The sequence below is a fragment of the Bacillus sp. JJ634 genome, from assembly GCF_036962285.1.
Taxonomy (GTDB): Bacteria; Bacillota; Bacilli; order Bacillales; family DSM-1321; genus Peribacillus; species Peribacillus asahii_A.
In genome coordinates, this window is the sequence record NZ_JBALMU010000066.1 from 13,249 (window position 1) to 38,396 (window position 25,148).

At 38.9% G+C, this 25,148-nt stretch carries 26 protein-coding genes and 1 riboswitch; of the genes, 4 read left to right on the plus strand and 22 right to left on the minus strand.

Translation table 11 applies throughout. The features are described from left to right. Window positions 1-18 precede the first annotated feature (18 nt). The 19 genes from V7068_RS11475 to V7068_RS11565 all read right to left on the minus strand — a co-directional run bounded on the left by V7068_RS11475 (window position 19) and on the right by V7068_RS11565 (window position 18,385). Window positions 19-885 (minus strand): M50 family metallopeptidase, encoded by an 867-nt coding sequence (locus tag V7068_RS11475; protein WP_499712901.1) that lies wholly within the window; start codon window positions 883-885, stop codon window positions 19-21. Continuing rightward, window positions 878-1,753 carry a M23 family metallopeptidase gene (locus tag V7068_RS11480; protein ID WP_252286873.1) on the minus strand — a complete coding sequence of 292 codons (876 nt, stop codon included), beginning with the start codon at window positions 1,751-1,753 and terminating at the stop codon, window positions 878-880. The genes V7068_RS11475 and V7068_RS11480 overlap by 8 nt, the downstream gene beginning before the upstream one ends. 312 nt (window positions 1,754-2,065) lie before the next feature. Beyond that, window positions 2,066-2,872 carry a septum site-determining protein MinD gene (gene minD / locus V7068_RS11485; RefSeq protein ID WP_127761512.1) on the minus strand — a complete coding sequence of 269 codons (807 nt, stop codon included), beginning with the start codon at window positions 2,870-2,872 and terminating at the stop codon, window positions 2,066-2,068. Window positions 2,873-2,874: 2 nt separating this feature from the next. Next, window positions 2,875-3,552: a septum site-determining protein MinC gene (minC, locus tag V7068_RS11490; RefSeq protein WP_499712902.1), complete on the minus strand. Its 678-nt coding sequence runs from the start codon at window positions 3,550-3,552 to the stop codon at window positions 2,875-2,877. Window positions 3,553-3,634: 82 nt separating this feature from the next. Next, the gene (gene mreD, locus V7068_RS11495; protein ID WP_164853287.1) at window positions 3,635-4,156 is read right to left on the minus strand and encodes a rod shape-determining protein MreD; all 522 of its coding nucleotides are present in this window, start codon (window positions 4,154-4,156) and stop codon (window positions 3,635-3,637) included. Beyond that, a complete protein-coding gene (gene mreC / locus V7068_RS11500; protein WP_499712903.1) occupies window positions 4,153-5,025 on the minus strand; it encodes a rod shape-determining protein MreC in 873 nt (290 codons plus the stop codon). The genes mreD and mreC overlap by 4 nt, the downstream gene beginning before the upstream one ends. Before the next feature lie 406 nt (window positions 5,026-5,431). After that, window positions 5,432-6,451 carry a rod shape-determining protein gene (locus V7068_RS11505; protein WP_499712904.1) on the minus strand — a complete coding sequence of 340 codons (1,020 nt, stop codon included), beginning with the start codon at window positions 6,449-6,451 and terminating at the stop codon, window positions 5,432-5,434. Between the two features lie 148 nt (window positions 6,452-6,599). After that, window positions 6,600-7,274, minus strand: coding sequence for a RadC family protein (gene radC, locus V7068_RS11510; RefSeq protein WP_403031759.1), 675 nt, complete (start codon window positions 7,272-7,274; stop codon window positions 6,600-6,602). An 83-nt stretch (window positions 7,275-7,357) separates the two neighbouring features. Then, entirely contained in the window at window positions 7,358-7,933 is a 576-nt protein-coding gene (locus tag V7068_RS11515) for a Maf family protein (RefSeq protein WP_252291012.1), read from the minus strand. Window positions 7,934-8,101: 168 nt separating this feature from the next. After that, window positions 8,102-8,977 (minus strand): hypothetical protein, encoded by an 876-nt coding sequence (locus tag V7068_RS11520; protein ID WP_499712905.1) that lies wholly within the window; start codon window positions 8,975-8,977, stop codon window positions 8,102-8,104. A gap of 94 nt (window positions 8,978-9,071) precedes the next feature. Beyond that, a complete protein-coding gene (locus V7068_RS11525; RefSeq protein WP_499712906.1) occupies window positions 9,072-10,004 on the minus strand; it encodes a LysM peptidoglycan-binding domain-containing protein in 933 nt (310 codons plus the stop codon). Then, window positions 10,001-10,591: a PilN domain-containing protein gene (locus V7068_RS11530; protein ID WP_499712907.1), complete on the minus strand. Its 591-nt coding sequence runs from the start codon at window positions 10,589-10,591 to the stop codon at window positions 10,001-10,003. Before V7068_RS11530 ends, V7068_RS11525 begins: the two co-directional genes overlap by 4 nt. 8 nt (window positions 10,592-10,599) lie before the next feature. Beyond that, a complete protein-coding gene (gene pilM / locus V7068_RS11535) occupies window positions 10,600-11,583 on the minus strand; it encodes a type IV pilus biogenesis protein PilM (RefSeq protein ID WP_499712908.1) in 984 nt (327 codons plus the stop codon). Window positions 11,584-11,594: 11 nt separating this feature from the next. After that, the gene (locus V7068_RS11540) at window positions 11,595-12,347 is read right to left on the minus strand and encodes a prepilin peptidase (RefSeq protein WP_499712921.1); all 753 of its coding nucleotides are present in this window, start codon (window positions 12,345-12,347) and stop codon (window positions 11,595-11,597) included. Window positions 12,348-12,491: 144 nt separating this feature from the next. Further along, complete coding sequence (locus tag V7068_RS11545; RefSeq protein ID WP_499712909.1) at window positions 12,492-12,989, minus strand: type II secretion system protein; 498 nt, start codon at window positions 12,987-12,989, stop codon at window positions 12,492-12,494. A gap of 79 nt (window positions 12,990-13,068) precedes the next feature. Beyond that, a riboswitch (cyclic di-GMP riboswitch) is annotated at window positions 13,069-13,152 on the minus strand. A 99-nt stretch (window positions 13,153-13,251) separates the two neighbouring features. Then, on the minus strand, window positions 13,252-14,460 hold the full coding sequence (locus tag V7068_RS11550; protein WP_499712910.1) for a type II secretion system F family protein: 1,209 nt from the start codon (window positions 14,458-14,460) through the stop codon (window positions 13,252-13,254). Continuing rightward, complete coding sequence (locus V7068_RS11555) at window positions 14,460-15,500, minus strand: type IV pilus twitching motility protein PilT (RefSeq protein ID WP_499712911.1); 1,041 nt, start codon at window positions 15,498-15,500, stop codon at window positions 14,460-14,462. The genes V7068_RS11550 and V7068_RS11555 overlap by 1 nt, the downstream gene beginning before the upstream one ends. A 12-nt stretch (window positions 15,501-15,512) precedes the next feature. After that, window positions 15,513-17,153 carry a GspE/PulE family protein gene (locus V7068_RS11560; RefSeq protein ID WP_499712912.1) on the minus strand — a complete coding sequence of 547 codons (1,641 nt, stop codon included), beginning with the start codon at window positions 17,151-17,153 and terminating at the stop codon, window positions 15,513-15,515. A gap of 113 nt (window positions 17,154-17,266) precedes the next feature. Next, the gene (locus tag V7068_RS11565) at window positions 17,267-18,385 is read right to left on the minus strand and encodes a PulJ/GspJ family protein (protein ID WP_499712913.1); all 1,119 of its coding nucleotides are present in this window, start codon (window positions 18,383-18,385) and stop codon (window positions 17,267-17,269) included. Window positions 18,386-18,574: 189 nt separating this feature from the next. Between V7068_RS11565 and V7068_RS11570 the strand changes: the two genes are divergently transcribed. Next, entirely contained in the window at window positions 18,575-19,000 is a 426-nt protein-coding gene (locus V7068_RS11570) for a type IV pilus modification PilV family protein (RefSeq protein WP_499712914.1), read from the plus strand. 12 nt (window positions 19,001-19,012) lie between these two features. Next, on the plus strand, window positions 19,013-19,525 hold the full coding sequence (locus V7068_RS11575; RefSeq protein ID WP_499712915.1) for a hypothetical protein: 513 nt from the start codon (window positions 19,013-19,015) through the stop codon (window positions 19,523-19,525). Window positions 19,526-19,613: 88 nt separating this feature from the next. Here the strand turns inward: V7068_RS11575 and V7068_RS11580 are convergent, their stop codons facing one another. The 3 genes from V7068_RS11580 to V7068_RS11590 are packed head-to-tail and all read right to left on the minus strand — an operon-like array spanning window position 19,614 to window position 23,214. Next, a complete protein-coding gene (locus V7068_RS11580; RefSeq protein ID WP_499712916.1) occupies window positions 19,614-20,906 on the minus strand; it encodes a VanW family protein in 1,293 nt (430 codons plus the stop codon). Next, on the minus strand, window positions 20,907-21,881 hold the full coding sequence (locus V7068_RS11585; protein ID WP_499712917.1) for a hypothetical protein: 975 nt from the start codon (window positions 21,879-21,881) through the stop codon (window positions 20,907-20,909). It abuts the gene before it with no gap. Window positions 21,882-21,915: 34 nt separating this feature from the next. After that, window positions 21,916-23,214: a bifunctional folylpolyglutamate synthase/dihydrofolate synthase gene (locus tag V7068_RS11590; RefSeq protein ID WP_499712918.1), complete on the minus strand. Its 1,299-nt coding sequence runs from the start codon at window positions 23,212-23,214 to the stop codon at window positions 21,916-21,918. 64 nt (window positions 23,215-23,278) lie between these two features. Here V7068_RS11590 and V7068_RS11595 point away from each other — a divergent pair, with 64 nt between their 5' ends. Together V7068_RS11595 and V7068_RS11600 are read left to right on the plus strand one after the other, a co-directional pair. Beyond that, complete coding sequence (locus V7068_RS11595) at window positions 23,279-24,181, plus strand: ATP-grasp domain-containing protein (protein WP_499712919.1); 903 nt, start codon at window positions 23,279-23,281, stop codon at window positions 24,179-24,181. Next, a complete protein-coding gene (locus V7068_RS11600; RefSeq protein WP_499712920.1) occupies window positions 24,178-25,020 on the plus strand; it encodes an ATP-grasp domain-containing protein in 843 nt (280 codons plus the stop codon). The genes V7068_RS11595 and V7068_RS11600 overlap by 4 nt, the downstream gene beginning before the upstream one ends. Window positions 25,021-25,148 lie beyond the last annotated feature (128 nt).

Genomic DNA, 25,148 nt, shown 5'->3' on the forward strand with positions numbered 1-25,148 from the left:
GAAGAAAGGATACCATACTTAATAAGAATATAACAGGTCACCGATTTTATCTTCTGTCCTTTTCTGAGAAAAATAAGCATATAAAAGCTCTGTCTCATCTAATGTGCCGCTTTCTTTGCCATTTTTCATCACAATAATAGAATGTTTACATCCACGTTGAAATAGCTCTAACACTTTATAGATGGGTTCATTAACATCCACTCTAATCGGCTTCAATGTCATTAAGTCTTTACTATGCCCATAGTGCCGTTGAAGTAAGAAGCGTATAAAAGCATAATAACGCTGACGCCATTCAAGTAAAAGCGAAATACTAAGAAAGAAAGCAATCATCCATGCATTTAAGTTAAGAGGATCAAGGACCATCCATATTACAAAAGCAAGAACGGCAAAAATAGCAGATATATAAAGCGTATATTTCTGCGCCTCAAGAAAGGAAACATATAAAGCTATTCCGTTAAAAAGTAAACGTCCTCCATCTAAGGGCCAAATCGGAAGTAGATTAAATAAGAATAAAATAATGTTCATATGAAAAAATACCTGATAGACGTCATAGGAAAGAAAAGAGAGCAGATAAAGAATATACGCTCCTCCAATTAACCAAATATGCTGCAAGGGGCCTGCAAGAACAACCGCTATATCTTCTTTTAAACTTTTATTTCCATACTCCTCTGTTTCGAGCGTACCACCAAATGGCAGCAGCTGAATGGACTTAATCCTCCATTTAAAATATTGGGCACAAACAGCATGCCCCATTTCATGAACGAATACAATCACAAGAAGCATCATCATTTCTATAAAATGAGCTGTAAGAACCGAAATGCCGACAACAAACCAAAGCGTTGGATGCACGTTGATTTTGAGCAGCAGTTTTCCATACTCATTCAAAGGAAATCACCTGTTTTGGATCAATAAAAGCTCCATTTTCTTTAATTGCTAAATAAAACGTTCCTTTCGAACCATCTTCACTTCCTGTAACCTGTCCGATTTGTTGCCCTTTTTTAATCGGCTCATATAAGCCCACATCAAACGATTCTAATTGTCCATACCATGACTCACTTTTATTTTCATGTTGAACAATAATCGTTTTCCCAATCCCTTCCTTCACCCCAGCAAATGTCACAAACCCTTCATTGATTGCTGATACCATCGAGCCCTTCGTTGTTTCAACAATAATCCCTTCTCCATTTGTCTCAAAAGTTTGTGTAATTTTAGCCGTGGCAGGCAGTGCATACGATTCATCAACCGTTTCTGTTTCATTCTCTTTCTCTTTCTCTTTCTCCTGTGGCAAAAAAGCGATTGGCTTCCCAAAAGTCGATTCATACCAGCTAGAAATCGAGGCAAATTGAAAATCTTGTTCCATCGTCTTAGAAACGTAATCTCTTGCTGTATCCAATTGCTGTGACGGATGCTTAAAGATAACCGCTATAATTAAAAACAAACAAACAGCTGCTAACATTTTAAAGAGAAAATATTCCTTTTTAAACAGTGGATGATCCGGACTACTCTCATAGGCTGTATATGTGTACAAATCTTCATCATGGTTATCCACATGCCTCCAAGCACCTTCCGTCTTTCGTTCACTGATTTTCCGTCGCTTTTCAATTCGATCACGGATATTTTTTCTGCGATTATCCATTCCGCCATCTCCCCCTTGCAAATCCCAAGCTTCTTTAACAAACTTATGATGAACTTGTCCGGAGTATACCTGTAAACCAATGATGAAAACACAGCTGCTTAAAGAATCCTTTTGCATCTGCCCACCTTTTCACATAGCCTTTAGGACAACGCTTTAGTCAGCCTCCAAAGCAGCTTAAGGGGCTAGAGGTGAAAGCCCTCCATCGTCTCGGTAGAACGCGACCTTAAGGGCTAAGCACTTAACCACCATTCAATGATTCTATAATAGAAAAAAGCGTGATTCAAAAGGTCCTGCACTCGACCTTTTAATCACGCTTTCTTCATGAACACGATAGAAAATCCGGCATAAAGTTCATGCCTCATTATTCACTTACCATGCGAAAGGAGGCTCTCAAAACAGCCTCTTATATGTATATAGAGTACATGCAAACTATACACGCGCACCGAAAAATTTCTTCACTTTTGCAATAAAGCCTTTTCGTTCTTCACCAATCGGCGTCAATGGAATAGACTCGCCTAAAATACGGCGAGCTATGTTTCGATAAGCAATCGACACTCGATTATTAGGGTCATAAGCAATTGGCTCTTTTCTATTGGCCGCAACAATGACTTGATCATCATCAGGAATAATACCTAGTAAATCGACTTTCAAAAAATCGGTCACACCGTTAATATCCATTTCTTCATCCTCATTAAGCAAATGACCACGGATGCGATTAATAATTAATTTAGGAGCCTCAATATGCTCTTCTTTTTCTAACAACCCGATAATACGGTCCGCGTCATACACCGCCGGTCTTTCCGGAGTTGTCACAATAATCGCCTTATCTGCTCCCGCAATCGCATTGCGAAACCCTTGTTCAATACCCGCTGGACAATCGATGATAATATAATCATAATCTGGCTTTAAATCGTTAATAAGCTTACACATTTGTTCTTCATTAACGGCTGATTTATCACGCGTTTGCGGTGCAGGAAGCAAATATAATAAATCTTCAAAGTGTTTATCTTTAATAAGCGCTTGATGAATCTTACAACGCTCTTCTACAACATCTACTAAATCGTAAATAATACGATTGTCTAGTCCCAGAATAACATCTAAGTTTCGCAGACCAATATCTGTATCAATTAAGCAAACTTTTTTGCCTAGAAGAGCTAATGATGTCCCTAAATTGGCAGACGTAGTTGTTTTCCCAACGCCGCCTTTTCCAGATGTAATTACGATTGCCTCTCCCACGATTAGAGTCCCCCTTCTAATCTATTAAAATTTGGTCTATATTTTCTCAGTACATGTAGCTTATCTATAATAATTTCTTCATCATCATTCATGAAAGCACATTTCACTTCATGACCTTTTTTCTGATCAGGTGCTACGTTTATTTGGTCCGCAATCCGCAATTGTGCAGGTATCATAACAGATGCCGCAATAACTGCTTGATTATTCCCATAAAAACCAGCATGAGCAATGCCCTTCAATTGCCCCATAATAAAAATGCTGCCCCCTGCTCGAACCGTACCAGCAGGATTCACATCACCAATCAATAATAAATCACCCGGGACCTCTATAATTTGTCCGGAACGAACAACTTTATTAAGCGTCGTCACTTGATTCTCTTCTTTCCAACGCTTTGCTTTTTCTACCGTCACAACATTACAAAGAATATCTGAAACCGTTAGTTTTTTCTGTTTATGAATAACCTCTTTTATTTGGTTCTCTTGTTCTGGAGTTAAATAGCGATTACCTGTATGCAGCTTCACAGAAAGAACGGGATCATTTTCTTGAAACTGATAATTCTCAGATAGCTTCGCTGCTAGTTCTTTTAACAATTCGGAAAAGGAACAAGAATCATCGAGATGAAGCATAAACCCGTCTTTTGTCCCTTTTATCATTACATTTTGCTGAATCCTTTTATTCATGACGTTTGTTTCACCTCAATGAAATATAATTCGACACAAGAAAACATTTTTCCTTTTTCTCACTTGGTAAAAGCAGAAAAATTCAAGACTCCATTTCACTTTTTGTCACAATTTTTCGAATAAGTTTTTGGATTGGATAATAACTTGCGATAATAAACACTAAATTCAACAATGCAGTTGGCCACAATCTCCGCTCTGCAAATTCCGCAAAGGTTAATGCAGCAAACGACATAATTACGTTCATTTCATAAACAATCATTTCCGAAATCGCAATAAATACAGTCGATATGACAATGACAATCAACCAATTAGATTGCAGGACTTTCATACACTTAGCCATCAAGTACGCTAAAAAAGGAATTAAAAACATAAAAATCCCGAGAATTTCTGTATACACAACATCATAAGCAAGTCCAAGAGCTGCTCCGTAAATCATACCATATCTTCTTGAACCAAAAATGGTTAGAAAAAAGATAAATACCATCATAAAATGTGGAACTAAGATATTTCCTTTGCCGAACAACTCACTGGCAAACAATTGTGCAAAAATGCTATCGAAGACAAAGAAAATCAATGCAATCAGAGAAAGGATGAAATGCTTCACTCTTCTTCCTCCTCCAATTGAATTTCTTCTATTTGATTAGCTACATTCCGTTTCACAACGATTACATCACTAATATCATAAAAATCGGTCGAGGGTTCAAGATAAGCAGTTTGATTCAACCCATATTGATTCACCTTTACATCCACTACTTTTCCGATTAACAATCCTTTAGGAAATACGCCGCCATAACCAGATGTTACAACGTAAGAACCTTTTTTGATTTTTTTATTGTAAGGAATCTTATTCATTAATAACAGATTTGTTTTCTCATCGAAGCCCTCAATCAACCCAAATGCTTTTTTATCGCCTTGAACATAAGCGGAAACTCGATTGGCTGTATCCATAGATGTTAATAATTGAACGGAAGCTGAGAATTGCCCAACATTTTTAACCTTTCCAATTAAACCTGTTGCCGTTATAACAGCCATATCCTTTTCGACACCATTTATTTTCCCTTGGTTAATCGTCAGGATTTCGTGCCAACGATCTGGATTACGCCCAATGACCGCGGCATGAATCGATGAGTATTGCTTTAAATCATCTTCTTTTTTCAAAATTTCGCGCAGTTCTTGATTCTCTTCTTTTAAATCCTGAACTTGTGTTTTTAATAAAACATACTCATCGAGGCGCTCTTTTAATTTTTGATTTTCTTCATATGTATTTTGAAGATCACTTAAGTCCCCAAAAAAACCTGTCACAGCCGATACAGGCTTATTAAATACATTCACAAACCAACCCGTTGTATCTTTTAAAAACTGCTCGGGCCAACTTAATTCTTCTCTCTCTCTTAATGAGAACCCAATCAATGCCACGAGAACAATAATACTAATCAGTAAGAGAAGAAGTTTTTTATTAAAAAACTGTGGCATGGTGTCTACACCTCAATTTACTTTAGTTTACTAAGAAAGCACAAGGCGCCCGACTATTGGCGACAAGTGCTGAAAAACCAGAAGGTGAATTTTCACTTCATCGACTGGTTAGACAACTTGAAGGGCCTAGTATTGAACACAGCTGCACTCCTTTTTAGGCGACTGCCTAAAGCAGCTCATCGTTTCCTAATACCATAAAAAAATCGGCTCTTTACCAAAATTTCGAGCCGACTTCCTCTACATCAAACACATTTACCTATCGTAATCATTCGTTCACCTTTCATGTGTATAGCTGATCCTACAGCGTGTAACAAAAAACCGAATATGACCTTATAGAAATGTGCAGTTACAGCCTTGCCTTCCGAAGATAGTTAATCTTATTTTTATCCAAACAGTACTAATATAGTTAGCGAGAATCTTTTGATTTTGTTTTAAATAAATGAATATGATCTAACGCTTTACCTGTTCCAATAGCTACACAGTCTAATGGATTTTCTGCAATGATCACAGGCATTTGTGTTTCCGCGCTAATTACTTTATCTAAATTTCGCAATAATGCTCCACCGCCGGTTAAAACAATTCCGCGATCCATAATATCCGCACCAAGCTCTGGCGGTGTTTTTTCTAATGTATTTTTGACCGATTCTACAATTGCTGATACCGTATCACGTAAAGCTTGTGAAATTTCTTCTGCCGTAATTTCAATCGTTTTTGGTAACCCTGTTAATAAATCGCGACCACGAATCTCCATGTTCGGGATGCCTGTTGTGTCGCCAGCAGAACCGATTTCCATTTTAATCGCTTCAGATGTACGATCACCAATCATTAAATTATAATGTTTACGAATATACGCGACAATCGCTTCATCCATTTCATCACCCGCAACACGAACGGATTGGCTTGTTACGATTCCTCCTAGAGAAATAATCGCAACTTCTGTCGTTCCCCCACCGATATCAACAACCATGCTGCCTGTAGGCTCCCAAACAGGCAAATCCGCACCAATTGCCGCTGCAAATGGTTCTTCAATCGGATAAGCATCACGTGCACCTGCTTGTCTTGCTGCATCAATAACCGCACGCTGTTCTACTGCTGTAATCCCAGATGGTACACAAATCATTACATAAGGTTTATTACCAAACACACCTTTTTTTTGCGCTTCCTTCATGTAATATTTTAGCATTGCAGCTGTCGTTTCATGATCCGCAATTACACCATCTTTCATCGGACGAAGAGCCACAACATTTCCCGGAGTTCGTCCAATCATGTTTTTCGCATCATTCCCAACAGCGACAATTTGTTTCGTATCTGTTTGTACAGCAACAACAGACGGCTCTCGTACTACAATTCCTTTTCCTTTTACATAAACAAGCGTATTTGCTGTTCCTAAGTCAATTCCAATATCTCGCGCACCAATTCCAAACATTTCCGTATCTCCCTTTCGTAAAAAAAAATGCTCTTATATAAGGTCAATGAAAGCTTGTCAATCTTCCCAAAATAATTAACTTTGAAAAAGTTTCCTCTTTAAAAATCACAAACAACATTATATCCTATTGACAAAAATTTTGATAGTGTCATAAATAACCTTTTTCCTTTAAACTCACATATTTATGTTCACCGATAATAAGATGATCTAATAGGTCAATCCCTATTATCTTACCACATTCGACTAGCCTTTTCGTTACTTCAATATCTTCTTTACTTGGAGCGGGATCTCCGGAGGGATGATTATGGAGACAAATGATAGAGGCTGCAGATCTTCGAAAGGCTTCTTTGAATATCTCTCGCGGATGTACAATCGAGGCATTTAAGCTGCCAATAAAAATGGTTCGTTTATGGAGCACTTGATTTTTCGTATTCAAATACAAACAGACGAAATGCTCTTGTGTTAAGAAACGCATCTCTTCCATACAATACTTCGCGCCATCTTCCGGGGAGCGAATAACATAACGTTCTTGATTATTGACTCGATGGATGCGTCTACCGAGTTCTACAGCTGCCAACAGCTGCATAGCCTTAGCTTCACCAATTCCTTTAATAGCGGTTAACTCTTCAATCGATGCTTCTTTGAGCAACCGTAATTCTTCAAACGCATCCATCAGTCGGTTAGCCATTTGTAAAACCGACTCTTCCTTCGTACCTGTTCTGAGTAATAAAGCAAATAACTCTTGATTAGAAAGACTTTCCGGACCATCTTGTAAAAACCTCTCGCGCGGCTTTTCTTCTTTTCGATATTCTCTCATTAACATCAAGCATTCACACTCCTTTATCCACTTAAAGGGAGCGTGCCGAAGTAATAACTTCTCACCGAAACAAATCCAGTACTAAGCCTTCAGCATGAAGACCATTTTGCTTGCATTGCCTTTAGTTCACGAGCAAGTCTTGAGACAGGAAGACCTACTACCGAAAAATAATCACCTTCAATTTGCTTTACAAACAATGATCCATACCCTTGAATGCCATAGCTACCGGCTTTGTCAAAAGATTCGCCGCTATCGAGATACTGTTCAATATCCTCTTCTGACAGCTCCCAAAAAGTGACCTTCGTTTTCTCTAAAAACACAGTGCTGTTTTTCTTAAATAGAATCGCTACACCCGTATACACTTCATGTGTTTGTCCTGACAGCTCGGTTAACATTCTTTTCGCATCATTACGGTCAAGCGGCTTTCCTAATATCGTATCGTTTAAAACGACAATCGTATCCGAGCCAATGACCCAATGATCAGAATGTGTACGTGCAATAGCTGACGCTTTACGGAAAGCTAATTCCTTAACGACTTCATCGGCTTTCATCTGTTTTGGAAAATCTTCATTCACATTAGCATTCATACTTTGAAAGGGAATTTGAAGAAGTTGTAGAAGTTCTTTACGACGTGGGGAAGATGAAGCTAAAATCAATGGTTGCATATACGTTAAACACCTTTCTTTTACGATTAGGAGATACTATTTTATCGTACCAAATAAATGAGTGCTCGACAAATTTCTTTATAAAACAATTTTTCACTTCTATAAAAATAGCCGTCGCAAAAAAGGGGAACATTCGTCCCCCTTTGCGATATTTCCCGAAAAATAATATTAGGAGACAATCGTTTGTAAAAATAGAAGCAGCTTCTCTTGAGCCTCGCTCGCTTGATTTTTTTGTAATAGTTCACTAGCTTCTATTAATCGCTTCTTACCTTCCTTGTTTCCTGATAACTGCACTCCATTGAGCTGCTTCGTGACTTGCTGCAGGTCTACACTTGAATCAGTATTGCGAAGCTTCGCTGCAGAAAGTTCCGCAAGTGATGAATATACGTCTACAGCCGCATCATCCTCTGCGATTTTCGCTTTAAAACGGATTTCTTTCCAAAATACATCCACATCATTCGTTTTATATTCAAGAGCAAGCTCCTTCGTGGCGGCTAGACTTTCCGCGACACCTAAAAATAAATAGTATTCGTTTTCCATCTTAAACACTTCGGCTGGAAGTTTCTTTGCCTGAAGAGTCGCCTGCACTTCCTTTGCTGCCTCTTCTGTACTAAATACGCCGCCCTGCACTAAAAAGGTTTGCACCGTTTCCCCTTCACTTGTTTGTTCAGCTGGTGGTACGACTGCCGGTGTTTCTTCTTCAACTTCTATCGGTGGAGTAACAGTCTGCTCTGCCGTAATCGTTCGAATAGCAAGAACACCAAGGCTTGTCCCAACAACAATCGCTACAATAGCTAGTATAAACGGAGTCTTTAGCTTCCACGGACGACGTGGCTGAGGATAAGGATGAATTTTTCCCTTTTTCGGGTTCGGCGCCGGTATAATTTCATTTGGTAGAACCCAATCGAAACTTTCATCTGGCGATTCGACAGCGGCTGCTTCCGTTCGCCCTTCTTCTATAGGAGCTGCCGAATGTTCTTTAAATGATTTCTCTTGACCATTAATTTTAATCGTAAACCCATTCTCTTGATTAGACTTGTCCACGTTTTCTCCCCCCTTCGCAGCATTTTTTTCCATGCTATCATAGAGATCAAAAAAAAGAACAAGACTTTTGTCGTCTTGTTCACAATAGCTTTCGTCAATTTTCTCCATCCACTGGCACTGGAATTTCAATGGTTGTTTCGGCCATTAATATCGTCATATTATTCCACTTTTTAATCAACGCTTCTCCCGCCCGGCTATTGTAATAGCGCATCGAGATACGGAAAAGCGTGTCGCCTGGCTGAACTTTATACGTAAACACTTCGTAGGTGATATTGTCTTTTTCTACGATGTTTCCTTTTTCCATTTCATTCTTTGGTGGAATTTCTACTTTTGGTTCATATAAAGGATTTTCTTTATCACTAGCTGGCGGTGCTTCATAGTTTGGTAGCTGCTGAACGAGCTCTTCTAATTCCGGATAATAATAGAAAGAAACGACAACCTGAAAAGAAAGATTCTCCGGTTCAACTACTAACTCTCTCGCTTCCTGTGTACCTGCGAATTGAAGGCTTTCCACTTTTGCCATACGCGGCAGCTGTTCAATCTCTTTCACAAACGTTTCTAATTCTTTATAAGAAGGAGAGATAACCGTCATTTCTGCTTGGATTTGTTTCACACCGCCAGGAAGGTTCACCGCGCTTTCATCTGTCTTCTCTGTCTCTGTTTCAATACCGAGATCATCTTCACTTTGCTGCTCGCTTCCCTCTCCTTCTTGAAACGTCAAACTTGTAATCAACGTTCCCGATGCGACCTCCGCTTCTTCAAGAGATAACACAATTTGATCGGTTAAAGGTTGAACAGGGATTTTTTGTTGCAGCTCACTTGTATTGACTATCTCTTTTTTCGCAGAAGATTGGCCTGTTTCATCTATCATAGCCAATTCTTGCTTTTCTTTTGTAATAGCTGCTTCTAATTCATTCACCTTCTGTTGCAACGGCTGGAAGTCGAGGAAGTATACATAAAGTCCACCTCCGATAACAACAACCATCATTAAGATAAACAAAAGAAGCTTAGGCGTTTTAGAAGTCAAGGAGATCCCTCCCCTTCTTGAAGCGCCTTTTCATTCACAACAAAACGGTAGGACGCCATATATCTTGGCAATACATTCTTTTCTTCTACTGTATCTTCTTCAGAGGAGATAGATTCTGTCTCTATACTTAATAATTCCGCTTCGTCAATATAAGAGGAGTTCTGCAAGCTTTTTAAATAGAAGGCAGCTTCTCGTGAACTATCGAATTGGATTGACAAATCTGCCGTCTTGCCTTCCGCAAAAGAAAAATTCATAAAATACCCTCTTTCTGGCAATAAAGAGGTGATATGTTGTAAAAGGACAGAGGTCGATGTATCCGTTTCTTCCGCCCATGCAATCGCCGCCTTCAATTGCTCCACTCCGTTATCACTTGCGGCTTCCGATAGACTTTGTTCCTTTAATACCTTTTCTTCTTTATATTGTGCAAGCATCGTCTCTAGCTGCTTTTCTTTCGCTACTTGTGTTTGATACATCTTCCACGCAAAAATCCCTGCAGCTACAAGAATAATGACACTCACGAGAATAAAAATGAGAAAAACGGATGCTTTCTTTTCTTTTTTCTGCAATAAATTTATATCAACTAGCATGTAGACACCTACTTTAATGCAAGACCAATACACTCTGTATAGACAGAAGGAATGTTGGTTCCTTTTTTTGTTTGAAAAATCGGTTGCAGCATCGATTGTACGTCCATTTCAAATTCAAACGATTCTTTCATATTCCGATAAAAAGCTTCTATACAAGGATGGTCGCCCATCACTAATAGTTTGGAAATTTCGTATTTACCACCTGTTAAATTGAAACGATAATAAGAGATAAAACGCTGAATTTCCATCACAATATCACGCGCTTGCCCTGCCAGCGTTTCATCGTCATCGTGGCATGTATAGTATTCTGCCCCTCTTCTATTCTTAACCATTTCAAACGACTCGTCCGAGAATGATGGGCGGAAATGATGGACAAATACAGGTTTATATTGATGAAAGACAGAAAGAATCATCGTCTTTAAACCGATTTGAATCATCAACACATGTTCATCATTCGTTGCTAATCCAAGATGAAAATAGGTGCGATAAGCGGCTAACATGGATAAATCGGCCACAACCGGTTTTAATGAAGATTCTCGGAACAGCTCAGAAAACTCTTGCAGCACTGATTCTTTTGAAGCGATCAAAAGTACTTCTTTATTCTCCTCTGTTTCCTTTAATAAAACAGGTACGAGTAGTGGATCTTCAAAAGGCAAATGAATGCTCTCTCCTAATTGCATGTATAAATAACCAGTCAGTTCCTCTTCCATAATCTCAAGCGGGGCAACTGTTTTTCGCAAAATGACAAACTCATTGGGGACGCAAAACGACATCTTACTCCCTTTCAGCTTCCAATTGTCCACCATTTCATCGACAATCATTCCAAGCGTGTCCCGCTCCTTAATCTGCCCTTCAACGACAACACCGGGCGGCAGACATTTTTGTCCATACGCGTGAAACGTCCGATTTCGATCACTTTGGACAAAACGAACATATGAATCGCTAATGGTAAAATGAACAGGATACTGTCTATTGCTTCGTAAAAAATTCATATTTTCACCGCCTACATGAACATCGAGAAATACCAGCTAATGATGTTCTCTCCATAAAAGTAAGAAAGAAGAGCCCCAACTGCAATAAATGGACCAAAAGGAATGAGCTCTTTTCGTTTATGCTTCCCAAGCAGCATCCCGCCTACACCAAATACAGCTCCTAAAAAAGTAGCAATCAAAAAGGTAAGCAAGGTTTGCGAAAACCCGAGCGCCAGTCCGATCACAAAAAAGAGCTTAATGTCGCCCCCGCCCATGCCGCCTTTGCTAATGACCGCAATCAACAATAACAGACCAAAACCAAAAAAGGCACCAACTAAAGGATCCCACCACGGAGTAAGCGGAATGAACAACCGTTCAAGAAAGAAAAGCGGCAAAAAAAACAACAGCACTTTATCGGGAATAATCATATATGTAATATCCGACACAAATATAATGACTAACAGTGAAATAAGCGTCAAGGCGACAACCAGTTCACCTGTCAAACCAAACTGATAGAAAGCCAGCATAAACAAAAGTCCCGTTGCAAACTCCATAATCGGATAAAACGGCGAAATCTTACTGCCGCATCCACGGCATGTTCCTTTTAAAAAGACAAAAGATAAAACCGGAACTAAATCTAATGTACTAAGCGTTCGCTTACACCTCGGACAATGTGACCGCGGCCTTACAATCGACTGCCCCTCCGGAACCCGAAGCCCGACAACATTATAAAACGACCCCAATACAAGACCGAGCACTAATAAATAACTATATATAAATATCATCATTTTCATGTTCCTCTGCTTCTTCTCTACTTATCCATGATTCTATTATAACGAAATTCGACGGCGTTCGATAGTAGGATGGTTGGATATGTGGGAAAGGGTAAAAAAATAACTCCTTTGGGAAGGAGTTATTTTTAATAATAATTAATTGTTTACAACATTGTCTCTAGTAAGATCAGAAGGTGCCACCGCAGTTGTCTTGGCAGTACTACTCTTTGCAACACTTCTCTCGTCACCTTTTAAATAAACTTCATATGTTACTTTACCTTTATTATCATTTGCAGTTTTAATATCGACGTAAGCCGTTTCATAGCTAGGCGTTTCATCATTATTATCCGGGTCTTCAATAGCAGCCTCCAAATAACCACCATCCACTAATTCTTGCATAGTAATCTGCCCTGCTGTTGCACTATTATCAGTTCCCCATAGTTTTTTATCATTCGCAGCTACAGCCAATCTTGCAGCCCCTACCAATTGCTCAGCATTCGCAATATGCGCATCTTTCTTACTGTTATCAATGATGTTCGCAATACTTGGCACCGCAATCGCTGCAATAATCCCTAGGATGACAACAACCGCTAGTAATTCAACGAGCGTCAAACCTTTTTGGTTTTTAAGTAGTTTTTGTAATTTCTTTTTCATACCTTTATCCCCCTTTTTTATTTAGAAGTAGTGTGTATGTAAATATTCACTAAATCTAGTAGTTTACCAGTTTTAAAGACTTAAAATTGGCGGGGTGCACTACTAGCTCCGGATCATTCAAGTGCCCACATACGAATGATCTTTCATCGCTTCCAACTTTACCTTTTATTTTATTATATAGGTACTTATCCCCAAAATACAACGTCTTTTTTTGTACATTTCCTGACATTATACCTACAATAATTAACTAAAATGTTTCTATTTATTGAACTGTTTCAAATATCTTAAACATCGGAAACGCAATAGCTCCGACAATTCCTCCAACAGCTCCCGCTAAAAACACAATAAGCATTGGTTCAATTAATGATTTCACTTGATCCGTCGCATTATCCACTTCCATATCATAAAAATCCGCTACTTTCTCAAGCATGACATCAATCGAACCGGATTGTTCCCCGACCGCAATCATTTGTGTGACCATCGGCGGAAAAGCCCAATGCCTCTCCATCGGAACAGACATCGATTCTCCTTTTTCAATCGAACTCCTTGCCTCTTTAACAACTCGAGCGATGACTTCATTCCCAACAATTCTCTCAACAATAGTTAACGATTGCAAAATCGGGACAGAGCTGGAAAAAAGAGAGCTAAGCGTCCGCGTCATCCGCGCCATTTGCGCTTTTTGAAGCATGGAGCCGAATAACGGAACCTTTAAAAGAGCATAATCCCAATAATATTTCGTTTGACGATTTTCAAGAATTAAACGAATGCCGATATATAGAGCAATTGCAAGCAGAACAAACAGCCACCAAAACGATTGAAAAAAGCCTCCCATGCCGATAACGATTTTAGTAATGAGTGGAAGCTCGGCACCAGACGAAGCAAATACCTTTTGAAATGATGGAACGACGGTCGATAAGAGAAAAATAACAATCGTAACGGTAATCATTCCAACGGTCGCAGGATAGGTCATCGCCGCTTGAACTTTTTTTCTGGTTTGATATTGCTTTTCAAAATAAACAGCCATTCTTTCTAAAATCTCATCAATGTTACCGCCTGCTTCTCCAGCACGCATCATATTGACAAAAATTGCAGGAAAGACGTTTGGATGCTTCTCAGCACCATCTGAATATGGCTTACCGGCTTCTAAACTATGAAGCAAGTCTATGAGCGTTTTCTTTAATATTTTACTAGACGTTTGCTCAGAAAGAATTTTCGTTGCTTCTACTAAGCTAATTCCAGCTTTTAACAGCGTCGAAAATTGGCGCAAATAAATAACAAAATCTTTATTTTTTAATTTTCTCTTTCCTAACGAGATTTCCTTATACAAAATACCGGTTAATTCTTCAATTTGAATGACGGCGATTCCTGTTTCACGCAGCTTACTTACCGCTTCTCTTCGATGTTCCGCATTCACTCTGCCTTCTTTCTTTTTCCCAGTACGATCTCTTCCTACATAGCGAAAAACAGCCATTACACCATAACCTCTTGTAAATAAGGAGCAGCTGACTGTGCATCAATCCAATCTTTTTCAATCAGTTCTTTCATCGACATCTCGAGCGTATGCATGCCGGCTGATTTACTTGTTTGCATAATGCTGTGGATTTGGTGAATTTTTTCGTTTCGGATTAAGTTACGAATCGCTGAATTATTAATCATAATTTCTGTCGCTGCGACCCGTCCTTTGCGATCTTTTGTCGGAAGCAAGCGCTGCGAGATAATCGCCCCTAATACAGAAGCAAGCTGAATGCGTACTTGCGGCTGCTGATTCGGCGGAAATACATCAATAATTCGATCAATCGTCGCTGGAGCATCAGTTGTATGCAACGTACCTAACACTAAATGTCCGGTTTCCGCTGCGGTAATCGCTGTCGAAATCGTTTCTAAATCTCGCATTTCTCCTACTAAAATAATGTCTGGGTCTTGACGAAGACAAGCACGAAGCCCATTGGCAAAATTGCTCGTATCAAAACCGACTTCTCGTTGATCGATAATACTCATCCCATGTTTATGCAAATATTCAATCGGATCTTCTAATGTAATAATATGACGTTTCAAATGTTTATTAATATAATCAATCATCGCCGCCAGCGTCGTTGATTTCCCGCTTCCTGTCGGTCCTGTCACAAGCACGAGTCCTTGCGGCTTTTCAGAAATGTCTCGTAACACATTCGGCATGTTCAGCTTTTCTAATGTTGGAACTTCTGTCGGTACAACCCGGATAGCAAGGCTTAAACAGCTCCGCTGATGATACGCATTGACACGAAAACGCGATACTTGTGGAATGCTATATGAAAAATCGAGTTCTCCATTCGCTTTCAGCTTCTCCCATAAGCCTTCTGGAACAATTGCTCGAGCCATCGCTTCTGTATCAACCGGCTTTAACACGTCCTTACCATATTGCTTAAGTTCCCCATGAAGCCTCATAATTGGAGGAACCCCGACGGTTAAATGAATATCGGACGTTCCTAATTCAAACGCAGCCGTCAGCAAGTAATCTAGTTTTTCTTTCATGTTGACCCCTCCCTACTCCTGAATCGTCACTCTCAGCACTTCTTCTACCGTTGTCAGTCCTGCTTTCGCTTTTAACAGCCCATCGTCGAGTAAAAAAATCATCCCGCTGCGCATCGCATACTGTTTAATCTCCTGAATCGGTTTATTATTCATCATCATTGAGCGAATCGTATCATCAATCGTTAACACTTCATGAATCGCAAGTCTTCCGCGGTAGCCGCTGTTTTGACAAGTATTGCAGCCTGCTCCTTTATATAATGTATCGACTTTTATTCCCCGTTTTTGATATAAAGATTTTTCCATTTCTGTTGGATGATATTCTTGTTTACACTGGCCGCATACTTTCCGAACTAACCGTTGTGCTACTACCCCAGTTAGAGAAGACACAACTAAATACGGTTCAATGTCCATATCAAGTAAACGAGGAATCGTTAGCAACGCACTATTCGTATGCAGCGTACTTAAAACAAGGTGACCGGTTAATGAAGCACGAACCGCTATATCAGCTGTTTCCGTATCACGAATTTCCCCAATCATGATAATATTAGGGTCCTGGCGCAGAATCGAGCGCAACCCTGCTGCAAATGTGAGACCAACTGTTTGATTGACTTGCACTTGGTTGATGCCGGGAAGCTGATACTCAACTGGATCTTCGATGGTGACAATATTGACTTCCTGTGTATTGAGCTGATTTAAAGCCGCATAAAGGGTGGACGTTTTCCCTGATCCTGTTGGACCTGTAATCAACACCATACCGGATGGACGTTCAATCATCGACATAAACTTCTGGGCATTCACTTTATTAAAACCGAGCTGGGAAAGATTCATCCGCACACTCGTTAAGTCCAAAATTCGAATAACGACCTTTTCGCCATCCACCGTTGGCAAGAGCGAAATCCGTAAATCAACCGGTGTCAGATTAACATCGAGCCTAACTCGTCCATCTTGCGGCAAACGAGACTCGGTAATATTTAAATTTGCCATAATTTTAATACGTGAAATAAGTAAATTATAGATATTTTTAGACAACACTCGCTCTGTCCGTAAAATGCCATCGACGCGGTAACGAACGAGTATTTTTGTATCTTGCGGATCAATATGAATATCACTCGCCTTTAGCTGAACCCCTACCGCCAAAATTTGATTCATCAGCCGGACAGCCGGAGCTTCTTCATCCTCTTCGTCATCCAAACCTTCTAATTCGATATCCTCAAACGTTTCCGACATGTTGTAATATTTATAAAGCGCCGACACAATATCTTCCTTTGTTGCAATAACTGGCGAAATTTGAAATCCTGTCGACAGTCGCATATCATCGAGCGCGATATAATTCATCGGGTCATTCATCGCCACAATGAGCTGATTATCTTCTTTTTTTATCGGCAAAAGCGTATTTCGAAACGCAAATTCCTTTGACACAAGATTCAACAAACTCACATCGACCGGATAGCGATATAAACTAATATGCGGAATCCCCAGTTGAAACTCCAGCACTTCAATTAACTGCTGCTCACTAATCAATCCCCGCTCAAGCAGCGCATCCCCAAGCCTCTGCCCGCTCTTCTTCTCCCGCAATGTTTCTTCGAGCTGCTCTTCAGTAATGATTCCCGCTTCGACGAGTAAATCGCCTAGGCGTTTTCGTTCTTTTGCCATGTTGTTCACCTGCCTGTTTTATACTTGTCTGTAAAGTTTCTATGTCCATATATAAAATTTATAGATTTTTGAGTTAGTTCCTCACTTCACACATCTTAAATCTAGACATTAGATTAGAATGGAAGTTTATCATCCTTTGTTAATGGTTGAAATTTAATAGTAGGATTTCCTCTTACATCAAGCTTATCTGCTATAATAATCCCTTTAAAATCTTCCTCCATCTCACCCTTAAACTCTACTGTACCATTCGGGTAAAATATAATCCCCTCCTCTATATTCTTATCTACAGAAAAAGTCCCTGTAGCATAACTTGCAATAATAATCTTTCCAACGTTTTGAATTGGATCGTTAAATTGAGGGAACTTATTAAAAGATGGAAATACGATTTTGTCCACCCGTTTAGCCGAGTGACTAGTAAAAGATTGGATTAAATTTTCGTTTATCGGACTACCCGTATATTGTAAATATCCGCGAATCGGCGGGAGATCTTTCTCTTGAAAATTACCTATACTAACATTTCCATCAATATAAATATTACTAATTGGATTATCAGAATTCCCTAATTTAAATGCTTTCTTTGTTATATCAACGTCTCCTTGAATATAAATATCCTTTGCTTGTATTTCTATGTTATTAGAACCAGTAGGATTAAAATTCTCCCTCACAACGACAGTACCTTGTTTGCCTTCAAGCGAGGTAGTACCATTCATTTCTAAATTATTCACATAGACAAATATCCCAGTTGCTCGTAAATAATCTGCAAAACTTTGCTCCCCTATCTCCACAGCTACAGACTCACTGTTACGTTTCCCTTCAATCACCGTATCTATTGTAAATCGATTATAGTTTTGTTGGTCGACTAAAGTAAATTGAACAGGCAAAGCTTTAGAAGGATCTATTTCCTGTTTGCAATTAGTTTCATTTATAGTTGTTTCATTTATAGAAACTTTTTCTAACGAAAGCTCCTGTTTAGAAGGTATTTCATTCGTAAGTAACTTGTCATAACATATTTCATAGTTTACTGTTGCCTCTTGATGCCGTTTTCTCATTTCGGTAATAATTAAGTTAGCTTCTTGTCTTAAGTTAATGTGAGATTGGGTCTTATTATTAGATTGGACCGAATAGGTAAAAACACCATAAACCAGGCCTATTAATAGTGCTGAAATAGTTAGTGCTGCCAATACTTCAATCAAGGTTAACCCTGATTGTTGCGATATATATTTTTTCCTCATTTATCACACCACACTTTTAATAGAATGAAAATAATATAGAAAAGTATTTTTTTGGTTTTACTAATCACTAAACATAATTCTTTAGTCTTAGATAGCCGTTAATAATTCACTACTTTTTAATAAAATTGTCCTAATCTTTATTATAGTTTGATATATACTTATTAAAAAGACACTAGGTGGTAGAAATTCGTGAACAATCTTAAAAATAATAATGGTTTCACTCTTATAGAAGTGCTAGCATCTATTACCATTCTCGGCATTGTGTTAACCGTGTTCTTATCTTTCTTCTCTAATTCAATGACTTTTTCTGTGAAAGCAGAGGATAAATTAACGGCAATCAATCTGGCTGAGAAGGAACTTTATGATGTAACTAACAGCATAGAAGCTTATTGTAAAATAAATGATTGTGAAGGGCCTGACAGTATTTCACCAGATAAATATACTCGCCCAGATATTTCATTAAATAATAAAATATACCTTTCAACTGTGACACCTTTACAAAACACAGAAGGAAGCTTATTAGGTTTACTTCCTATTTCTATAACCATATATTCAGAAGACAACAAAGAACTAACAACCGTATATGGATATGTAGAACTAGATCGCGACAATTAGGAGAATAACTACATGAAAGAAAAAAATGAAGCAGGCTACACATTAGTGCTTGTATTACTAACGATTACATTAATTTTTATCTTTTCATTAACTTTGATTAGCAGTGTTTTAAACAGTGCTAATCAGAATAAAAAAACAGAAGAAAATATACAATTAAATCGATTATCAGAAATGGGAGTAACTTATGTTGAGAAGGCAATAAACAAAGTGGCTGCGACAGAACTACAGTCTTCGTCTGAATATGATTCTACTAACCTCGCTGACCAATACATGGATTTTTTTAAAAACGAACTGAAGGAGTATAAACTTATACCTAATCAAGAATTGGAAATACCGTTAGAGAAGACAGATAAGCGTTTTAAAATATTCGTTAATAGCATAACACTAGAAAATGCCACTAATACAATCAAAGTTACCTACACTATCACCGCTTCTTTAGACCCTAAAGACCCTGACTCTGAAATAACGTATCCACCTGTTTCGAAAGAGGTTCACCTGGATATCAAACCTTCTACTATAGAGTAGAGATAGCGTCCAAAATTTGTTCGTTTTTGTTATAAAAGCAATACACTAAACCGGCTGGTTCGCACCAGCCGGTTTCCTTCTACCTACTCTATTTTTTCACATCTGTTTCTTCTTCATCTGCCTCAGGGCTTTTCTCTTTCTCTTCACTCTCTTTTACCTCTTCATCCTGATTCGTCTCTTCGTCGATATCCTCCGCTTGCTCCTCATTATCCACTGCAGGTTCTTCCGTGACCTCTTCCGGCACGTCTTCTTCCTTCGTTTCCTTCACAACTACTTCATTGACCGGCAAGTAAAAGTCTTTCGCCATGAGCTTGTAGTCAATAATCTCTCCAGAACTATCATAGATATCTCGATAAACAGAGACAGAGTAACCTTGTTTTCCTGGTGAGGCTGCTGGCTTGGATGGGTCAGATGTGTATCGAACAATTGTTTTAAATGGATATGTTTTCGGATTTTCTTGTCGAACTACATATTTTTTTCCGTTCGGATAGCCGCTTATTTCAGCGACTAACACGCCTTGTTGTTTCAACTTAAACGTTACAGTTAATTCCGTATCATTTGGATTGTTGACAATAAAATCTAAATCACTTTGGTTAACTTTCGCTTCATATCCCGCTTCTACACCACTCGGAAACTCTACACTTCTATGTCTTTCAATAATTTGCAAATTGGTCGCTAAACTCGCTTTATAAAGAGTCGATGCAGCTTCCGTTAAAAAGGCTTCCGAAAAGGTGTGGTCGTTTGCCATCACATCTTTCATAAAGGCTACAGTCTGAAAAGCAGGAATCGTAAACGTTGCATGCTGCTTCACAAAAGAAGCTGCATCTTCTGCATCGGTTACATTCATTTCAGAACGAGATAACACTTTCGTTTCTAGATTATCACGCAGAAACTCTATCGCCACAATTTCCTTTCCATCCTTGCCTAATAATCCTGCTTTTCGTTCTATTTCGGATTTAAGCTTTGTAGCATCTAGGTTGGAAACAAACTCCCCGCCTGCCATTTCAATCAATATACTACGAACCGTTTCTTTTGAAATAGTCGCATACAACGGATTCGTTGCTCCATCTTCTGCCGACCGTATCGACTCTTGTAAAAGGAACGTCATATCTATCGCCGGAATCATTCTTTCTTGATCCGAAAATGATACCGTGATCTCTTGTTTATTCTGCCAAATTTCTATAGCTTCTGATAACTTAGAGGCCGCTTCAGCCTCGGAAAGGTTCCCTACATTAATCGGTCCAATCACTGTCCCATTAGCAAAAATCCGGCTCGGCGGAAAGGCTTTTTCATAAGCAAATACCGCCAACTGAGAGAAACAGGTGATAAACAAAGTACTGCCTATTAAAAGAATTAAAGTTCGTACATACCCCTTCTTCACTTACACCGTCTCCCCGTCTTTCTTCTGTTTATTTTTTAAATACCGTTCTTCTAAATCCTCAAACGAATGAAGGTTTGTGCTCGGAGACGGATCTTCATCTTTTTCTGCAGAATCTTCAATCGTTTGTGTTTCTTCTACTTGAACCTCTTTGCTTTTTCGATCCTCATCCGGTAACTCTTGTATTTCATCGAGTTCTTCAAACATTTGCCTTCTTATTTCCATGAAATCATTCGATTCATCTTCTGTTTCAAATGACGCTTGTTTCTTGTCTTCTGCCTGTTCTTCTAGCATTCTTGCTTTCATATCGATAAAATCCAGCTCATCTTCCAACATAGCCGCAGCCTCTTCTAGTACAAACTGACTTCGGTCTTCTTCCTTGTCCTCCGTCATTCTTACTTTTCTATCTATGAACTCCACCTCGTCTTCCACCATAAACGCAACCTCTTGTAGTGCGAAATGACTTCGACTTTCTTCTTTTTCTTGGGCCATTTGCTCTTCCAAATCTATGAATTCTGGCTTTTCAAATGTTTCATGTTCTATATTAGAAAGGTTAACATCCCTTATTTCTGATTCAGAATGTCGAGAGGACACTGGAACTTCTTTTATAACAGGAACAGATTGTAAACGTACCTTATATTCATCGACCGTACCGGACAAATTGGCTTTCTCTAAGAGCTCTTCATAACGAAACAATGGCTGTAGTTCTTTCTCCCGAAAATTGGACTCATCTTCATTTTCTTGAAAAAGCGCAAACCGTTTTGTCATCAAATAAGCCAGAACAATGGCAAAAAACAGTTGGATAGCAACCGCTCCCCAAATCGAAACTTGATTCATAATGGCCAAACCGAGAAAACTTGTAAAAACACTAGCTAAGAAAAGAATGAGTTTCCCTTTCAATGTTAAATTCAAAGGAAGAAAAATAAATAATAATGCTAAAAAGAGCACAGCAATGATTACGGAAAAAACAAGAACCAATCTGCCTCACCTCGCTTACGCAACTATATTCCTATCATACTTTATCCCTACGTCCTTTCATATACCCTCTCACTAAAGAAAGAAAATAAAGAGAACCTGTAACGACAACAATTTCATCTTCTTCCGCTGCCAGAGCGTGTGTAAGACACGTTTGCCAGTTGAAATCGATATGTTTCTGTTTAGCGTCGCTTGTTTCATACAGAACAGTCGCTTTCTCTGCCCGCTCATGTGTAAATTCCGTAAAGAAAATATGTGAAGCAACATTATCTACTAATCGAATCATTTCTGAATAGTTTTTATCTCTTAAAGCTGAAAAAACAAAGCGATAGTTTTGCTTTGGATATCGCTCCTTTAATGTTTGAATCAATACACCAATACCCGCCGGATTATGAGCTCCATCTAAGATAATGGTCGGCTTGTCCTGAATTTTCTCAAACCGCCCGTTCCATTTCGCCTCACGCAATCCTTTCCGAATACTTTCTTCAGAAACGGCAAAAGAGTCTTGTAACAGAACAACTGCAGCAACCGCCAACGCTGCATTATCTACTTGATGACGACCAAGCATTTGCAATTCAAGCTGTTCAAGCACTGTATCTCGGAAAGCAAAGGTAAAGCTTTGAGCAGCTTCCCTTTGCTCTAGATTTCGAACGACGATATCTTTTGTTAATTGAAAATAAGGTACATTGAGAGATTGTGCTTTTTGCTGAATGACTTGTGCCGGTTCCTCTTCCGTCACCCCACTAACAATAAGAGCACCCTTTTTAATAATCCCCGCCTTTTCGGAAGCAATTTCAGCAAGAGTGTTCCCTAGAATGTTCGTATGTTCAAGTGAAATAGATGTAATAATAGAAAGAAGCGGATTGATGACATTTGTAGAATCCAATCTCCCTCCAAGACCAGCTTCTAATAGAACAATATCTACTTTACAATTCTTAAAATAACAAAATGCCATCGCAGTTAAAATTTCAAATTGCGTTGGACCGTTTTCCGCTTCATCCATTTCTTGAATAACGGGCCAAAGCAGCTGAAACACAGCAACAAAATCTTCATCCCGAATCATCTCATCATTAATCTTCAATTGTTCATTCATTTTCTCCAAATAAGGCGAAGTAAAGGAAGCAATTGTATATCCTTCTGCAATCATCATTTCTTTTATATAATGTAAGGTGGAGCCTTTTCCATTTGAACCAGCAAGATGAATGTATTTCAGCTCTTTATGAGGATTACCAAGCTTCGCTAATAGCTGTTCCATCCTTGAAAGTCCAAAGTTCATTCCTAATCGGACCGATCTATGTTCAAAAAATTGATTGATTTCGTTTATTGTTGTTAACATATGGTTCACGCCTCCCAAATTATAATATATCATTCATTTCCCTATATGAAAGGAGTTATTTTAGATGAATTCATCGACTCTTTCCTGCTGGATTGTTGTCAATGGCTACTTACAACACGAGAAATTTTCCGATTTGGCTCTATTCGTCAAGGAAGCTGCAGAGAGAAAAGGAATTGCCGCATCTATTGTGCGAAACAGCGAGCTAATCGTCAGCCTTGAAAACAGCACAGCTGGACTCATACATAACAAAAATTCGCTGCCTGATTTCGTCCTTTTTCTCGATAAAGACATTCACTTAGCACGCCAGTTAGAGCTGCTCGGCCTTCCTGTATATAATAGAAGTGAGGCAATTGATATTTGCGATAGTAAAGCAAAAACCCATCAAGCACTAGCCAATCATGCTATTCCGATGCCCAAAACATTTTTCCCGCCTTTTACATACGAAGGAATTGAGCGCCAACACTTTGACGCCTTTATCAACATCGGACAAGCACTCGGTTACCCGCTTGTCGTCAAAGAAGCCTATGGCTCTTTTGGACAGCAAGTATACTTAATTGAGACAGAGAGCGAATTAATAGAGCTTGTAAAAAAATTAAAACATAAACCTTTTATTTTACAAGAATTCATCGAAAACAGTCGAGGTCGCGATATTCGAATCAATGTTGTCGGAAACAAAGTCGTAGCTGCGATGAAACGAACATCGAAGCATGATTTCCGGGCCAATATGACAAATGGCGGTCAAAGTGCCCCTTATACACCAACCGAAGCGGAAGCGGAACTTGCCATTACGGCCGCTCGCATTCTAGACGTTGATTTTGCCGGTGTTGATTTATTATACGGCGAAGACGGACCTCTTCTTTGCGAAGTGAATTCCAATTCGCATTTGCTGAATATTTATGAATGCACCGGTATTAATATTGCCGATGCTATGTTTGATTATATGATACAAAGGACGTCTAACCAATGAAGAAAATCGGATGGCTAATTTATAACCGTGAGGATGCAAAGAAAAATAAAGCGTATATAGAGTGGATGTTAGCGGAAGCAAAAGAACTGAACATGGAGCTGCAGTTTCATTATCGTGAGGACTTACAAATTGGTCATCGTCAGCACAAACTATTTGTTGATTTTCGAAACGAACCTGTTGCACCGCCTGCCTATGCAATCATTAGAACCATTGATCCATTTTTCACCAAGCAATTAGAAATGCTTGGCACCGTTTGTTTTAATTCTTCTTTCGTGTCCGAAATAGCAAACAACAAAGCAAAGACTCATCAATTCCTTAGCTCACTTGGCATCCCTATGGCAGACACCGTTTACTGCCAAGATTCTGTTTCTGTTCAAGCACACTTTCCCTTCCCTTTCATCGCAAAGGAAGTACATGGACGCGGTGGAAAGAGTGTCTATTTAATTGAAAATGCGAACCAATTAACATCATTGCCATCGGGAGGCGAATGGTTAATTCAAAAAACCGCCGTTTTCGGCAAAGATGTACGCGTCTTTGTTGTCGGAAAAAAAATTGTTGCTGCTGTTTTACGAGAATCCAACTCAAACTTCAAAGCCAATTATACCCTTGGAGGCACTGCTTCCCTGTACAAATTGTCCGATGAAGAAACTGCACTTATCCAAACAATCATCGATGCCTTTGATTTTGGTATGGTGGGCATTGATTTTATTTTTGATGAAAAATGTCGATTTTTGTTTAATGAAATTGAAGATGTCGTAGGAAGTCGAACGTTAAGTGCGTTAAGTGACATCAATATTGTCCGAGAATATTTACAATTTATCCAGTCTCATTTCGCTTAAACACTAGAGTGAGTGCCATTGTCGCACTCGCTTTTTCAATTTTTTTTACGCAACACTCCTATTTTTTAACACTCTTTAAAATTCGAACATTTTGTTACATAATATAACAAAATATTGCAAAACCCCCT